Genomic DNA, 15402 nt, shown 5'->3' with positions numbered 1-15402 from the left:
TTTCTTCCCTTTGTAGAGAATATGATCTGATACAATATTTGGGTGTAGGTTGACAGGGTTAAACTCCTCCAGAGTTTGTTCTATTTCTTGATTATGAATACTACGGGTTGCACCCGTAGCTATTCGTATTTAATCCCTCCGGGATTGTTATATGCCTGGTAAATATTCCTAACATCGTTTGCCCACACAATTTTTCTTGCTATGGTTCCAGGTACGCATTTAGGGGAAGAACCTTTTTTTAATTCAATTTGCTTTAGTTAAACTCATTTTCAGGAGAGCAAAGTGAACCCAAACTGGTTTTGAAACTTATTTGAGCTCTCTACACTCGATTGAAAACCAGTTTCGTTAGTCCGTTTCGACCATCTCCAGGTTGGCCCTTGGAATCGTCATGACATCATCATCAATCTTGATCTCTGCCACCCGAACCATGGTCTCAGATTCCATCTTATGCAGGGGTGCAGGTAGTGAAACGACTGTTCCGATGCGACCAAAGTAAGGTGCCCGGATGACCCGAACCAGACTACCAGCCTGAATACCTTCATTAACTTTAGCGACATGGGCATCACCCTTTAAGTCTTCATGGGCTAAAGGAATGACAATCTCAGGCCGGATAACACCCGCCCGAATTTGAGTGGCACCATTGATGGATGTGAATTTTCCTGCATGACGTTTCAACAAATCAAAGGTCCGTGATCCCATTCTGATCTCACCATAACCTTCTGTTAGAACCAATGAGGTTACCAGATCTTCTGATCCTGTGATAGCGACACCCAGGGTGTAGCCCAAAATCTCTTCCAGGTCAAAATAATTGAAGCCACCAACAACCACACCAGCCACTTTCATAGCCAGAGCTTTTTTGTAGGCTGCCAAACTTAAGAATGATCCACCGACCAATACTTTCCCGGCATGTTCAGCTTTGATCATATCAGCGGTTAACTCATCCTCACGGGTATCTGTCAGAATAGCCAACTCGCCTCTGCTCTCACCACCAATTCCGAAGATACCTTGGATGAAGACAGCATCAGCTTCAATCACTACCCCCTCTTCTGGGATAACCTCGGCAACCGTACCACTCATATAGGCATCAATTTCCACTGGAATGGGTGCATCACGGAGTACAACCTGACCGGTTACAGGCGAGATTGCTTCCAGGGTGCAATCAATAGGTGCTATAACACTTGATTTAAAAAAGCCGAACAAACCCTTGGTCTCGGCCATCATATCGCCTTTTTTCAGCTTATCCCCAGGTTGTTTCAACATAACATCTTTGACATCCGTAGGATCAATATTCAATGTATTCGCCACATTCAGCATCTGGACATTCCCAGGTAAATGCGTGCGCGCTACAATATCGTCAGGATCGACATGGGCATCTTTTTCTACCAATACATCCCCCTTTAGAGGCAGGATGCGATCTTTATCAACTTTTGCTTCGTGAAGGACTTTTAGTCCCGGGGTATATGCATGAGCCATAATCTATGCTCCTCCCAATGCTTTGGTATCGGGGTATTCATTGGTCGCTTTGGACCATTTCCTCAAATTCTCAATTCTGGTTGATTTCTCATGGCTGAGTTCGAAAGGACGTCCCCGACCGTCAAAAATCAGGCCTACCGTACCGCCAAAGATATCAGTGTTCAAAACCTCGCCTTTACCTTTCCCGATATTCATGTTCTTACCAGGAATCAGTTTAGCTTTAATAGCAGTATATGGAGCTGGGATGACGATGATCTCACCGTATTTCAATTCCACAACTTGTTTGCCTGTTTCCGGCAGATCAAACTCAGCTGTCAATAAGGTCTGGCCCGGTTTCGTTTTGCCAATGGGAGCCAAACAGGTGCCCAAGCGGATCAAACAGTCATTTTCAAAAACTTCAACAGCAGCAGTACGAGCACTCTCTGCCATATCACTATTCTCGATATTGGCCATGACACCTAATTGGGGCATCATAAAGATCGAATCAACAGCGAGTTGGGTGATACCTTCAGGTACGAAGGCATCGATCATCATCCGCATGGCTTGTTCTCGACGGGGAGCGTGTGACAGAACACCACCGGAACCCACCAGGAGGTCCAGGTCCATCATATTGACCAGGGTCTCGCCTGAGTCGGATTGATCAAAAGCATCCGAGATGGTTCGTTCCTGCTGCACACCTTTCAGCTTGACAGCGAAAGACTTGTGCTGGATAAATGACAAGCGCAAAGCCTCGCGAGCGATGGCCTGTTCAATAATCAATTCTTCCATAGACTGGGGAACTGTGGTGGGTCGAATCATCTTGTTGCCAATACGATTGGTGAGCTCACCTTCATCAATATTAATGGGTACCCAACGGAGGACATTCTCCAGAGTTGCTTCAGCCAGGACATTGCAGACTGAATAGCTCATGCCCAGGTTAGCACTCACTGTCCGATTGAATTGCCCTTCAAAAACTGAGAAGATATCAGTGGTTGCACCCCCAATATCAACGCCAACTACTGAAATATTTTCTTTCTTGGCAACCATCTCGATCAAGGAGCCAACCGCACCCGGAGTGGGCATAATAGGTGCATCGGTCCAGGACATCAGTTTTTTATAGCCTGGAGCTTGGGCCATGACATGTTCCATGAATAGATCATGAATTTTATCACGGGCTGGTCCCAGATTTTCAATTTCCAGTACGGGACGAATATTTTCAATGATATCAAGATCAGTTATTTCTCCAAGAGTATCTTCAATATTCTTCTGAGCTTTATCATTGCCGGCATAAATAACCGGTAACTTATAATTTTGACCAAGACGTGGTTTAGGATTGGCTGCAGCTAAAACCTCTGCTAATTCCACAACATGGGAAACAGTGCCACCATTGATTCCACCTGACAACAGAATCATATCCGGACGCAGTTGACGAATTCGTTCTATTTTCTGGTGAGGAAGTCTACCATCATTTGAGGCCAGAACATCCATAACAATAGATCCAGCACCCAGAGCAGCTCGTTCGGCACTTTCACCAGTCATGGCTTTAACCACACCGGCAACCATCATCTGGAGGCCACCTCCAGCGGAGGAAGTCGATACATATACATCTACGCCGGTATTCTTGTCTTTCATGGGATGAATGATCTGATCACCATCCAGGATCTTCAGACCGGAAAGCTCTTCAACTTCCATAATAGCGTTCAAAACACCTTTGGTCACATCTTCAAAGGGGGCCTCCACTGTTGTAGGAGCTTCCCCTCTTGTCTTTAAACGATATCCCTGGTCGGTTAATTCGATCAGAATTGCCTTGGTTGTGGTTGAGCCGCAATCAGTTGCCAGGATCGTCTTGAGTTCTTTACCAGCCACTTTATTGTCCTTCATTTATTATTGGGCCACAGGTTAACACAGATGTTCACGGATGCTATTTTTTATAACAACAGCCAGGTTAAATCTTTGCAACTGGGCTTAATACACAAATCTTTTAAATTCAACTTTGATGGCGTCGCAAAAAGTCCGACTTACCGCGTCCTTGCATTTTTTCAAGACTTTGAACTACCATCTGGAAAGATCATAATTTTTCAGAATGTTTTTGTCTCTGGTTATTAAGAGATTCTCGTTCACTGCGGCATTTGCTACAATAATACGATCAAAAGGATCCCGGGTCCAGGACAGATCAAGAGTACCCATAACGATGTCGTTGAAATTCTTGTCACACACTTCCAGACCAATTCTATTTGAAAGATCAGCAATAATTTCATTTGCCGTATCTGTAATACGCTCAATTTCATATAGATATTGCAACTCCAGTCTCACTATAGCTGATATATATGGATCATTCGCGTTGATCAAATCAATTGATCGCTTACTCAGTTTTTCAATTTCTCCAGCATACAGCCATACAACTATATGTGTATCAAGGTAAATCAAGACTTAACTCTTTTTCCCAACTGACACCAGCGAGATCATCAGAATCACCATTAATAACACCATCCCGTGAAATGAGGTTCTTTAGTTTATCTACCTTTCCAATCGGTACAATTCTAAGCTTCTCGCCCCCTTTATTTACTTCAATCGGAATTCCAGTACTCAAAATTTCATCAAGGAGATTGTATATATTACTTCTTAATTCTGTTGGCGTTATGGTCTTCATAAATATTCCTCCTCTAATATGAACGTACTTGTCATATACTCAATACGTACATCATACAAAAAGTTGATATCTTATGCAAGGTGCAATCCCAATCCAAAATCATTGTTTAAGCCGAGGATCAAGGGCATCCCGCAATCCCTCACCTACCAGATTATAAACGGTTACTGTAATAAAAATCGCCAGACCCGGGAAAGTAGTCAACCACCACCCAGTAGGCAACATATCTCGGGCACTACTCAACAGTGATCCCCAGGTGGCCTGTTCAGGTGGTGCTCCAAAACCCAGGAAACTTAAACCGGATTCAATGAGAATGGCTGCAGCTACCCCAAACGTTGCTGTCACCAAAACCGGTGTCAAAGTATTCGGTAAAACGTGTCGGAATATTGTCCTGAAGTCCCTGTATCCCAGCGCTTTAGCAGCTACCACATAATCCTCATTCTTAACTTTAAGAAACTCACCGCGTGTGAAACGAGCCACACCTGTCCAGCCAGTTAATCCCAGAATCACCATGATATTAAGAATGGACTGGGTTTCCATAACCGCTACAATGGTGATGATCAGGAACATACGGGGAAAGGTTATCATGATCTCGATCAGTCGCTGGATGACAATATCGATGATACCACCGTAGAAACCGGCCAGCGCTCCCAGGAATACCCCAATAATCACATAGATCGCCACTGCTACAAATCCCACCAATAGACTGACCCTGGCTCCGTGGATCATCTGAGAGAGGACATCCCGACCCAATTCATCAGTACCAAAAGGATGAGCCATACTGGGCGGTTGAAGCTTAACCTTCAAATTATACTCATTGGCCGAGTATGGGATCGGCGGATAAATAGCCCAGTCCCCTGCCGCATAATCAGCTTCCAATATTTTAAATTGCTGACTTTTAAATTCATCCTGCCAGTTCATACCCAGCCAATTCACACCATATTCACGAGCGATGGGAAAATAGGTCTTCCCCTGATAATGCATGACAATGGGCTTATCGTTGGCCAGAAAATCAGCAAAAATAAATATAAACAGCAATACATAAATGATGTGCAGAGAGATCACGGCTAGCTTGTTCTTGTTGAATTGCGACGCAACGATCTGAGTGTAGGTACGAGCTGGAGCCATCTGCCTCATCAGTTTTTCTCCTCAAAGGTAATGCGAGGATCAACCAAAGCGTACAGCAGATCAGATAACAGGATACCAAACAGGGTCAACATGGCACTGATGGTGGTCACAGCCATAATAATTGGATAATCTCTAAAGAGTACGGCATTGAAGCTCAGTTGTCCCATACCAGGAATGGAAAAAATCGATTCAATAATGATCGATCCGGAGATCGCCAGAGGCAGCAAATTTGCCAACATGGTGATAATGGGAATCAGGGAGTTCCGCAAAGCATGTTTATAGGTCACAACCCGTTCGCTCAAACCCTTGGCCCGGGCAGTCCGGATATAATCCTGGCGAATGACCTCCAGCATGGATCCGCGCATATAGCGGGAAAGCGCTGAGAAACTACCGTAGGTCCAGATAATAAGGGGTAAAGCTACATGATGAGCCAGATCCTTTAAATAATCCCAGGTGCCCAGCTCTTCCGCCCCCAGACTGTGCAAACCGGAAACCGGGAAAATATCTAGAAAATCCCCACCACCGAGAAACACAATGGCCATGGTGGCCACCCAGAAGTTGGGTAGTGAATACAAGATAAAGAGGATCACCGTTGTGACCTTATCACCCGTTGTATATTGGTGGGTGGCTGAATAAATACCCAGTGGAATAGCGATCATATAGGCCAGGATAAATGATATGAAGGTGAATATGAGAGAAACCGGGACACTCTCTTTGATATGATCCCAAACCGGACGATTATCTTTGATGGAATTGCCAAAATCCAGCAACATCATCCGCACCAGCCAACGCGGGTACTGGGCTTCAGTAAAGATCATCTTGAACTTCTGAACACCAGTGTAAATATATTGATCTTTGGCAGCCTGCCGGGAGACACCGGTTGAATCAATCCCACCATACCACCAGTTATTGACATACTCCAGTTGCTTTTCCAGGCTCATCAGGGAGCTAATACTGAGTTTCTGTTTGATGGTCAGTATATCCAGGACAACATTCGTTTCCACTTCACCAAGCGTATTACTCTCCAATAGCCCAACCAGGAATGGGACAGCAACCTCATCAGCCTGCTTCAGCGGTTCGATAATATCATCGTATTGACGACCACTAAGGGGCTTACCAGCACTCAAGTATTCTTTTACTTCGATCCAATTATCTTCATAATTATAGATGGTAAAATTCAGCATAAGGGGCTTATCCAGCCCATAAATCTCACGGGTTTGCTCAATGACCTGTTTGGCCATGTTCTGGTCGGATGACATCCCGGTCTGCTGATCACCCATTTTAAAGGCCGTGGGATCGCCGGGTGCCAGCTTAATGATGATAAACGTGATAATAGATATCCCAAACAAGGTGGGAAAGATCAACAGAATCCGTTTCAGGAAATAGCGCCACATCAGATGGGGCTCCCCAGGGAAGCAGAGCTTCTCCACCAACTATACATCTTATAACCCGGTCTGATGGGGATCCATTTGGCACCCCGGAATTCTTTCAGATACGCAGCAGGATCACGCTGGGCAAACATAAAGGTGTAGGGTTGTTCATCGTGGAGAATTTCCTGGAGCCGATGGTACATGGCATTACGCTTTTCTTTATCCATCTCAAAACGAGCATGATCAAGAATCGAATCCGCTTCGGCATGGCGAAATCCAATATAGTTGGAACCGCGATCACCAATATTATCAGAATGCCAGATCTGGTAGGGATCAGCTTCCAGCCCACCGATCCACAGCAGCGAGACAACATCAAACTGACGATCCCTTAGATTTTCCACATAGACGGACCATTCGAGCTGACGAATATTTACGACGATCCCAACCTTACGTAAATCCTCTTTGAGCATGAGTGCCAGGTACTTAGAGCTGGTTGATCCAGCAGAAATAGAAAAAGTGAAGTTAAAATCGACACCATCTTTATCGCGAATGCCATCACCATCATGATCGATCCAACCGGCTGCTTCGATCAATTCAACCGCTCTGATGGGATCAAAGGGCCAGCGTTCAATATTGTGATTGTATTGTTCACCATAAATGTAAAAAGGACCGATGGTTGGAATACCCATGCCATAGGCGATGTATTTATTATAGGCTTCCCGGTCAATGAGCATGGTCATGGCCTGGCGCACCCGTTTATCCTTAAAATATGGTTTATCATTATTCCAACCGATGTAACTATAAGCCGGAACGACATAAGAGACCTTTTGATAATTTTTCAGAAATTCTGCTGAATTGGTCTGTTCAAAATATTGGATGGCCCGCATGCGGGGAATAAAATCAATCTCACCAGCCTTGAGTGCGATCAATCTGGCAGTGGCATCCTGAACCACCTTAATAATGATCTTATCCAGGTAGCCGCCCCTGTCACTAAATCCTTTGATGTAGGTGTCATCAGCACCCCAGTAGTCATCGTTGCGAATCAGGGACATATAGTCACCGGTGATCCACTTACCAAATTTGAAGGGACCAGAGCCAACAATTGGTTCGGCATCCTCACCTACTGGTCTCCCCTGAGAATGGGTATTAAAAGCTTCGGCAAATTCTTTGATAGCAGCTTCTTCGCGGGTGATGGTGGGATTGAGCAGATCAGCAAGGGTAAAGCGATCCATCAAACTCCGGGGATCCCAGATATGTTTTGGCATGATGGCGAAGCCACCCAGGATCTCCTGATTCCTGAAATAGGTCTCAGAACTGGTGACGGAAAAGATGTAGGGACCCTCTGTATGGGCTTCCACAACCTTGGAAAAGGAAGTTCTCTGGGGAGCTGCATCTACAAATGGATTGAGGATCGCCTTGATCGAGAACAATACATCATCTGCTGTAAGTGGCTGACCATCATGCCAGTATGTATTTTCTCTCAACTTGAAAGTAAAGGTCATTCCATCTTCACTGATGGTAAAGCTCTCAGCTAGAACAGGCCGATCATACTGCCAGGTCTCAAAATCATAGTCAAGTAATGGTTCGTAGATATAGTCCAGAAAACGGGTTGCTGCAGCTGAGGTAGAAGTATAATAATTCAGATTTTCCGGTTCGGCTGAGATCGCCATGACCATGGTTCCACCGGTTTCAGGTGACAGATCGCCGGGACTGCTCTCAAAAATTGTGGCATCCTCTGCCAATTCCACCCGAATACCACCAGCATCTCCCAGCGGTTCATCGCTAATTTCTGCAATACTTCGGTCACCAATGTTTGTATAAATGATCAGCAGGATCAGGATGATGAATTGGATCAGAAAGGATTTTTTCACTTATAAACCGACAACCAGACTTAAATACAGATAGCTGAGGGGTGCAGCAAACAGAATGGAATCGAGACGGTCCCAGGCGCCCCCATGTCCTGGCAGCAGGTTGGATGAATCTTTCACACCCACATCCCGTTTGACCAGTGACTCGGCAAAATCACCTGCCTGTCCGGCCACACCGGTAATCAGTCCCAGCACCATGGCATCGAAATAATCAAGACCCGGCAGCCAGCCGGCTTTTACGATCAGAACCAGGGCAATCAGTGATCCCAGTAAACCGGCAATTGACCCTTCCCAACTCTTATTGGGGCTAACTCGGGGAAATATCTTGTGCTTGCCGATGGCTGAGCCGACAAAATAAGCCGATGTATCACAGGTCCAGACACCGATAAATACAGTGAGAACAGCAACCCCACCCAGGTGACCCCCACTACCTGTATAGCCCAATTGTTGCAGCTTAATAAAGTAGGCCATGGCCAGCGCCACAAATCCTGCTCCAAAATAGGTGACAGAGATATTTTCCAGGACGTGTGCTTTTTTACGAAACATTTCCACGATCAATAACAAGAGTACGCACATAATGAGGATAGGTCCCAGAAAATGCCCTTGATTTAACAGTTGGTCAGCCACCAGAGTCAGATACAGGGGAAACCCCAGCCAGATATTCGGATCTGTTCCATTGGGTCGGGAGATCCTATAAACCTCCCCCAGAATAAGAATTCCGGCGATGGTGAAAAAGATCATAAATAGTTCATAGGTGTACAGGGTGAAACCGATGAGGGTCGGAATTCCGATGATGGTTACGGGAGCACGTTTTATGACATTCTTCAGTGACATATTTAAGCCTTGAAGCTATTGGCAGAGCCCCTTATCGCCAACACCTTTCGGTTAGGGGTGATAGAAATGAATAGGGTGGGATTATTATTTTTTTGACCCCAGCTCCCGTTCCTTATCCCCCTCTTTGGGCTCTTTGTGTTGCTGACGGTCTTCAGCGGCATCCTGTTGTCCAGACCCATCCTCAGGTACCTCGGTCACCGTCTCTTCAGCAACTACCGCTTCCTGTTTAAGTATTCTCAAACGGGCTTGAGCGGTAAGAGCCAAGGGATCATCGGGAAAATGTTCCACAACGTAGATATAGGCAGCCAGCGCCTCATCACGATCATACAGAAAATGATCATGAAGCCAGGCATGATTGAAGCTGGACTTGGCTCGCAACCCACGAGAAACGGTAGAATCTTCTCGTATGGTTAAATATTGCTGGCTGGCGGCGGCATACTGTCCATTATCGAACAGAACGGCGATCTGAAGGTAACGCTCCTGGTCAGGATCAATTTCTGGAAGCTGAGCTTGAGATTCGTCCATGATGGTGGCATAGTAATCCGGATAACTCGTACTGATGCGATCCAGCACTTGTCGACCAGCCCCCGGATCTCCTTTGATAGATTCAAGAGCATAATACTGCATATAGGCCGAGCGATGCTTGAGGGTTGAATCACTACTGCTGACTTCCAGAGCACTCAGGATCTCAATTGTAGTATCCACTCTGGCAAATTCAAACAGCATGTATTCAGCTAGAGAATATCGGTTCTCATCAATACTCTTAAAGATGCGGATGGAATCCTCATAACTCACTGCCACAATCTCATCAGGAGTTTTTTGTTTGCTCCGACTAGCCGGTTCTTCCTGATCATCAGGATTTCCCGGTCTTGCGTTCCGTGAGCGACCTCGTGATTTTGCACTGCGACTGCCACGACCCTTGGCAGTGCTTTTCTTCTTCTCTTTCACCAGGGCTGGAAGACCAGCCAATTGTCTCTGCAAATTGATGTGATCCAGTTGAATCTTCTCATAACGGTCGATCTGTTTCGTTCGTTGAGTTCCTTTCCCAACAAACGGGGATCGCACAGATTGAGACTTGATATCTGCGTAGGCCGCTCGGGCAGCCTTATAGTCAAATTTTCGTGTTAAATACAGCTCTCCCAGGACATAATCTGCCTCGGCAGCCACTTCCTTCCTGGTGTAATCCTCAAGGATGCTATTCAACTTTGATTCAGCCCGGTCTTCTTCGCCAATAACCAGGTACAGTTTTCCAAGCTCCACTTCCAGTTGACCCCGGATCTCAACAAATTTATCGCTGAGAAGCATTTCCTTGATCATTTCAACTGCATCTTCATCCCGGTTCAAAGCTTTCAGCATGGCGGTTTGACGAATGATTGCTTCAACTTTCAATGATTCTGAAGGCCGATATTTGGCAACAGATCGAAACGCTTGCAGAGCGCCCTCATGATCCACCTGATTTTCACGCATGCGACCAATCTGAAACTGTGCCTGAGCCTTGGTGAATCCATCTGGAGAACGATCAATAACCTGCCTGAGGTAAGTTTCCGCCAGAGCCAGGCTATCCTGTTTCACAGCGATCTCGCCCATAAGCAGCAAAGCATCTGCCTGCAAACCGCGACTAGCTTTCCCCTTTGTGATCCGCGAGGCTTCGTAGCGAGCCATTTCCAGATCCCCCAGTTGAACCAGACAGCGACCGATCCAGAGGGGAACTTCCCGGGCATAGGGGGATGAAGCATAATTCAGTGCGAGATCATCGAAATATCTTTTTGCCAGTGTATAATCACCCTTGTAGTAATACGACTTGCCGATAAGGAACTGGGCATCATCCCGATACTTACTCTCAGGATACCGTTGCAGCAGCTTTTTGGACTTCTCAATGGCTTTTGAGTAAAGATTGATTTCTTCCCGGCTCACCTTCTCGGCCTGATTCTCCCGGGTCAGCTTTTGGGCTTCGACAAAATACTCTTCCGCATTGTAAAAGGTATTGTAATAGGCACAGGACTGTATTCCCAGCGTGATAGCTAATAGAGCGAGCAGACTGACTCTTGAAATTGAATACTGACTTAAAAGTTTGTGTGTGTGTGAGTTATTGAGTTTCATGGGTTCTTGGGTTCTTGGGTTCTTGGGTTCTTGGGTTCTTGGGTTATTGGGTTTTGTGAGTTTCATGAGTTTTCATCTGTGTAAATTAATGATCTCAGGGGCATAAGGTCGGTGCGAAAGGATCATATTATGAAAGTGCAGCATAGAATTCCTCGTATAAGTCAGGTAGAGCAACCCCTGCCGAATCCCTTATGCTGATATTCGCTCGGGTGCTGAAGGGGGTTATTTCAGGATTGATCTCAATTACAAATGCTCCATGATCCTGCGCTTCAAACGGTAACTGAGCAGCGGGATAAACCTGCGTGGAGGTTCCAACGGTGAAAAATAGTTTGCAGCGAGCCACAGCTTCATACACCTCGTTAAGCAAAGCGACAGAAAGGGATTCTCCAAACCAGACAACATCTGGTCTCAACATACCACCACAACGACAATAGTTGATCTCAGCTTCCTGATCCTGTTTCAATTCACCCATTGTTCCACATTTAAAACATTTGTGTCGATGAATGTTTCCATGCAGTTCCCAAACCGGGTCATTGCCAGCTCTGGCATGGAGACCATCAACGTTCTGGGTTATAACCACGGAATTGGGAAATAGTTTCTGAAATTGCGTAATAGCCAGGTGTCCCTTGTTTGGTTGTGCTTCACGGGCTGTCTGGCGCCGTGCGGCATACCACCCCAGCACCAGTTCTGGATCTGCCCTAAAACCTTCAGGACTGGCCAATTTCATTGGATCATATTTTGACCAATGCCCATCTGGATCACGAAAAGTGGAGATCCCACTTTCAGCTGAGATACCTGCACCAGTGAAAAACACAACTCGGCTGTTCCGCGTAAATTTATCAAATGGTATCTGGTTTCCCAACATGGCGGGCAATATAGTTGGTGATCATTTCTTTATAACAACCAATCTGCGCTAAAACTTCGACCCGGCTAACTTTTCAACTTTGACGCCTTCGCAAAAAGTACCTCTCGCACGTCTACGCTCTACAAGCTTCGCCGCACAGGCAAAGCGCGCAGAGCGTTGTATTGAGTTCATCGAAATGACGCGGAGTGTTGATATATATGGATTTAGGAGTATTCACTATATATGGTTGTATTTAATGGTTTCAGGGCACATTTCATGAATTCTCAGATACTTCTAGCGGTTTCGTCAACTTTCAAATTTCAACCACTACGCCACATGAATGCAGCGATGCATGAGCTCCCGTTGGTGTTCGATCTTTTCTGCTTCAGTCATCTTTTCAAGTTCTTCTGTGAGATGCTCATCGCCTTCATTAATCAATTGTTCACTCACATGTTCCAATATGTACTTGGGGATCAAGTCAGCATATAGCTCGGCTTCTTCTGTAAGATATTTAGCAGACTCATAACAACTGGGCGGTAAATCCGGGATATCCTCACTGGGTTTAACTTGCGATCCAATATAGCGTTTGTTAGCCAAATTGAGCGAGACATCACCGTGATCCAACCCGTAAATAATAGACTGGGTAATGCCAGCCAGCAGCAGATGGACATGGGCTGACCCATCCGCACTTCGCAACTCAATAGTCTGCCGTTTGAAAGGAGAACGATAACGATCTTTCAGACGGTGATTGATTACCGAAGCCATATCCTCACCATGCCGCCACCCCAGTGGAACTCGAATCAAAGCAGAGCGGTTGAAGTCACTCCAGAATAGGCGGGTTGGTGATTCCTGACCGGGGACCAGACGCAAATGAGAGGCAGCAATCGTATTACCAAAAGCGGTCAGGGATGGCGCATAACGCAGGAGACCTCCGATGGCCTGTTTGGCTACTGTTGAAAGCTCACCATTGGCATTGGTCATCACATTATTGTTATCCCGCAACAATTCCATGTGGAAGTGGAGTCCAGTTCCAGCATAGCCTATCTCAAGTTTTGGAGAAAACGTAGCAAGTAACCCGTACTGCTCTGCAACATTACGCACGACCCATTTTGCCAGACTCAGATAGTCAGCAGCCCATTCAATGGGAGCCGGTAGGAATTCTACTTCAAACTGTTCAGCATACTTGCCATTCAGAAACTGATCACGACTCTCAATACTTTTAATCGTCCCGACCTCAGAGTGACCATACTTCACATGACCGGTGATATCGGCAATGATCTCCAACATCTCCTTAACCATATCGATGTATTTTGAAAAAGGTCCTGAGGCGTGATAACCCGCTTGAAAAGGCATGGGGTAACGATCTTCCGGCTGGTCGCCGATCAAATAGAATTCAAGCTCACCCAAAGCCCATAGATCATAATCATGTTTTTCTCTGAGTTGCTCTGCAGCCCACATGAGGATATTATCAGGACAGAATTCGGCCAGTTTTTCGTCTTTATCCAAGAAGCGACACAGAAAGCTGATGCTTTTCTCATCGAAGGGATCCAGAAATGCTGAAGCGTATACAGGTACAACGTAAAGATCTGAGGATGCGGTACCTACCATGCCCTTGAAAAGGCTGGAACCGTCAACTCGTTCCCCTGCTGCCAGGATACGTTCGGCATAGATCATGGAATTAACTGGAATGATCAATTGCTTCAAGCGACCATCACCGGCTGTGTAGTGAAAAGTGATTCGCTTTATATCATTTTGGTGGATAAAATTCAGCAGATCGCTCCGCTGTAAATTTTTGGGACTGATTCCCAGGATGGCTGCTACTGATAAACTCATATATTACTCCATGTATTTTAGTCTAAGGTCGAAGGTCGAAAGGTCGAAAGGTTGAAGGTCGAAAAGTCGAAGGTCGAAGGTCGAAAGGTCGAAAGGTCGAAGGTCGAAGGTCGAAGGTCGAAGGTCGAAGGTCGAAGGTCGAAGGTCGAAGGTCGAAGGTCGAAGGTAAATATGTTTTGACATTGCCTACGTACAAGTTTTCTATTTTCTATTTTCTATTTTGACGCCTTCGCAAAAAGTCCCTCTCGCAGAGCGCGCAGAGACGCAAAGTGTTGATTATCATAAACATACGCTATATTTCCGTAACCTGTTAAGAATATTTTAGTTAAGTCGATATTCATGTTTTTTTAAATACTTTTTGCGGTGGCGTCTATTTTCTATTTTCTATTTTCTATTTTCTACCGGTTTTCGCTAGGCAGCTTCGACCCGGCAAGTTTTTCTATTTTCTATCTTCTATTTTCTATTTTTTTTCCACCACTCCCAAAATAAACCCGACTCACAGTCTCCCCATCGCTCACTTGAAAAGAAAGGGAATAATTGCCGGATTGTTGAATAGATGGTGTCCAGGAAAAACTACCGTTGTTATCTGACTGTTCAAATGCGGCACCTGCAGGTAAGTTGGAAACTGCCTCCCAGGTCAGAACTGATTCTGTTTCATCATAGGCATACAAGGTAAATTCCAGAAGCTCCCCTTCCCCGCCACTCCTGGCTGAAACAGGGTAAATGAAAGGAGCCCTATTTGTGTTACTATTGTCAAAGGGAAGGTCACTGGTAATATCGATGTAATCTGGACTGCTAATGCTATTCCCAAATAATGAGCTGATCAGCCCCGTGCCAGTGAGATAGACTGGATCAGGAGAGTCATTGTCCAAATGGATCAACAGCAGGGTGGCACTGTTGGTACTATACTGAGTCCCATTCCGGTTTAGCTCGAGGTCACCAGGGTCGGGTACATCAGTCAGCACACGAATCTCATCCAAAGCACCATGCAGTTGACGTTCATAACTGCCCCAATGTCGTGCACCGATATTCATGGCATTGGTTGATGCCGTCAGCTCCCAGCTTCCAGTACTGGTGCTATCCACCACATAAGGTCCCACCCACATTCGGGCAGTGCTGCCATCATAACCCACGGCAATATGGTACCAATGATCGAAGAACAGGGCGACCTGATCATGTGCCACCGAACTCAGAGTATCCTCCAGCGCATCACTATGACGAACACCAAACTTCAAAGCATAATCGCCTGTTGGGGTTACGGCATCCGGAATAATAAACCAGGAAAAAACGGTCCGTCGATCCATGATCACTTCCCAGTCCCCTGGC

General features: G+C 45.8%; 12 protein-coding genes. All 12 read right to left on the bottom strand.

From position 1 onward, the window contains the following. Positions 1–345: 345 nt before the first annotated feature. Entirely contained in the window at positions 346–1473 is a 1128-nt protein-coding gene (locus U9Q77_04555; GenBank protein ID MEA3286627.1) for a hypothetical protein, read from the bottom strand. A 3-nt stretch (positions 1474–1476) separates the two neighbouring features. Next, entirely contained in the window at positions 1477–3318 is a 1842-nt protein-coding gene (locus U9Q77_04550) for a glutamate mutase L (GenBank protein MEA3286626.1), read from the bottom strand. 186 nt (positions 3319–3504) lie between these two features. Further along, positions 3505–3879, bottom strand: a complete 375-nt coding sequence (locus tag U9Q77_04545; protein MEA3286625.1) for a PIN domain-containing protein — start codon at positions 3877–3879, stop codon at positions 3505–3507. Continuing rightward, entirely contained in the window at positions 3866–4102 is a 237-nt protein-coding gene (locus tag U9Q77_04540) for a type II toxin-antitoxin system Phd/YefM family antitoxin (protein MEA3286624.1), read from the bottom strand. The genes U9Q77_04545 and U9Q77_04540 overlap by 14 nt, the downstream gene beginning before the upstream one ends. Before the next feature lie 99 nt (positions 4103–4201). Beyond that, positions 4202–5236 carry an ABC transporter permease gene (locus U9Q77_04535; protein ID MEA3286623.1) on the bottom strand — a complete coding sequence of 345 codons (1035 nt, stop codon included), beginning with the start codon at positions 5234–5236 and terminating at the stop codon, positions 4202–4204. Continuing rightward, positions 5236–6621, bottom strand: coding sequence for an ABC transporter permease (locus U9Q77_04530; protein ID MEA3286622.1), 1386 nt, complete (start codon positions 6619–6621; stop codon positions 5236–5238). The genes U9Q77_04535 and U9Q77_04530 overlap by 1 nt, the downstream gene beginning before the upstream one ends. Further along, positions 6621–8468, bottom strand: coding sequence for a peptide-binding protein (locus U9Q77_04525; protein ID MEA3286621.1), 1848 nt, complete (start codon positions 8466–8468; stop codon positions 6621–6623). The genes U9Q77_04530 and U9Q77_04525 overlap by 1 nt, the downstream gene beginning before the upstream one ends. Beyond that, the gene (locus U9Q77_04520) at positions 8469–9299 is read right to left on the bottom strand and encodes a phosphatidate cytidylyltransferase (protein ID MEA3286620.1); all 831 of its coding nucleotides are present in this window, start codon (positions 9297–9299) and stop codon (positions 8469–8471) included. An 84-nt stretch (positions 9300–9383) separates the two neighbouring features. After that, positions 9384–11399, bottom strand: coding sequence for a tetratricopeptide repeat protein (locus U9Q77_04515; protein MEA3286619.1), 2016 nt, complete (start codon positions 11397–11399; stop codon positions 9384–9386). A 127-nt stretch (positions 11400–11526) separates the two neighbouring features. Continuing rightward, entirely contained in the window at positions 11527–12264 is a 738-nt protein-coding gene (locus tag U9Q77_04510) for an NAD-dependent deacylase (protein ID MEA3286618.1), read from the bottom strand. 306 nt (positions 12265–12570) lie between these two features. Further along, entirely contained in the window at positions 12571–14076 is a 1506-nt protein-coding gene (locus U9Q77_04505; protein ID MEA3286617.1) for a glutamine synthetase family protein, read from the bottom strand. Positions 14077–14522: 446 nt separating this feature from the next. After that, positions 14523–15402 (bottom strand): LamG-like jellyroll fold domain-containing protein (locus tag U9Q77_04500; protein ID MEA3286616.1); only part of this gene is annotated, 880 nt, incomplete at its 5' end.

Source organism: Candidatus Neomarinimicrobiota bacterium (genome assembly GCA_034716895.1).
Taxonomy (GTDB): Bacteria; Fidelibacterota; UBA8477; order UBA8477; family JABMPR01; genus JABMPR01.
This window is presented reverse-complemented; position numbering and strand designations above follow the sequence as displayed.

What these genes read in the sequence shown, in the direction of transcription:
- U9Q77_04555 (MEA3286627.1), bottom strand. Translation starts at nt 1,473, where the DNA reads ATGGCTCATGCATATACCCCGGGACTAAAAGTCCTTCACGAAGCAAAA.
- U9Q77_04540 (MEA3286624.1), bottom strand. Translation starts at nt 4,102, where the DNA reads ATGAAGACCATAACGCCAACAGAATTAAGAAGTAATATATACAATCTC.
- U9Q77_04535 (MEA3286623.1), bottom strand. Translation starts at nt 5,236, where the DNA reads ATGAGGCAGATGGCTCCAGCTCGTACCTACACTCAGATCGTTGCGTCG.
- U9Q77_04530 (MEA3286622.1), bottom strand. Translation starts at nt 6,621, where the DNA reads ATGTGGCGCTATTTCCTGAAACGGATTCTGTTGATCTTTCCCACCTTG.
- U9Q77_04520 (MEA3286620.1), bottom strand. Translation starts at nt 9,299, where the DNA reads ATGTCACTGAAGAATGTCATAAAACGTGCTCCCGTAACCATCATCGGA.
- U9Q77_04515 (MEA3286619.1), bottom strand. Translation starts at nt 11,399, where the DNA reads ATGAAACTCAATAACTCACACACACACAAACTTTTAAGTCAGTATTCA.
- U9Q77_04510 (MEA3286618.1), bottom strand. Translation starts at nt 12,264, where the DNA reads ATGTTGGGAAACCAGATACCATTTGATAAATTTACGCGGAACAGCCGA.
- U9Q77_04505 (MEA3286617.1), bottom strand. Translation starts at nt 14,076, where the DNA reads ATGAGTTTATCAGTAGCAGCCATCCTGGGAATCAGTCCCAAAAATTTA.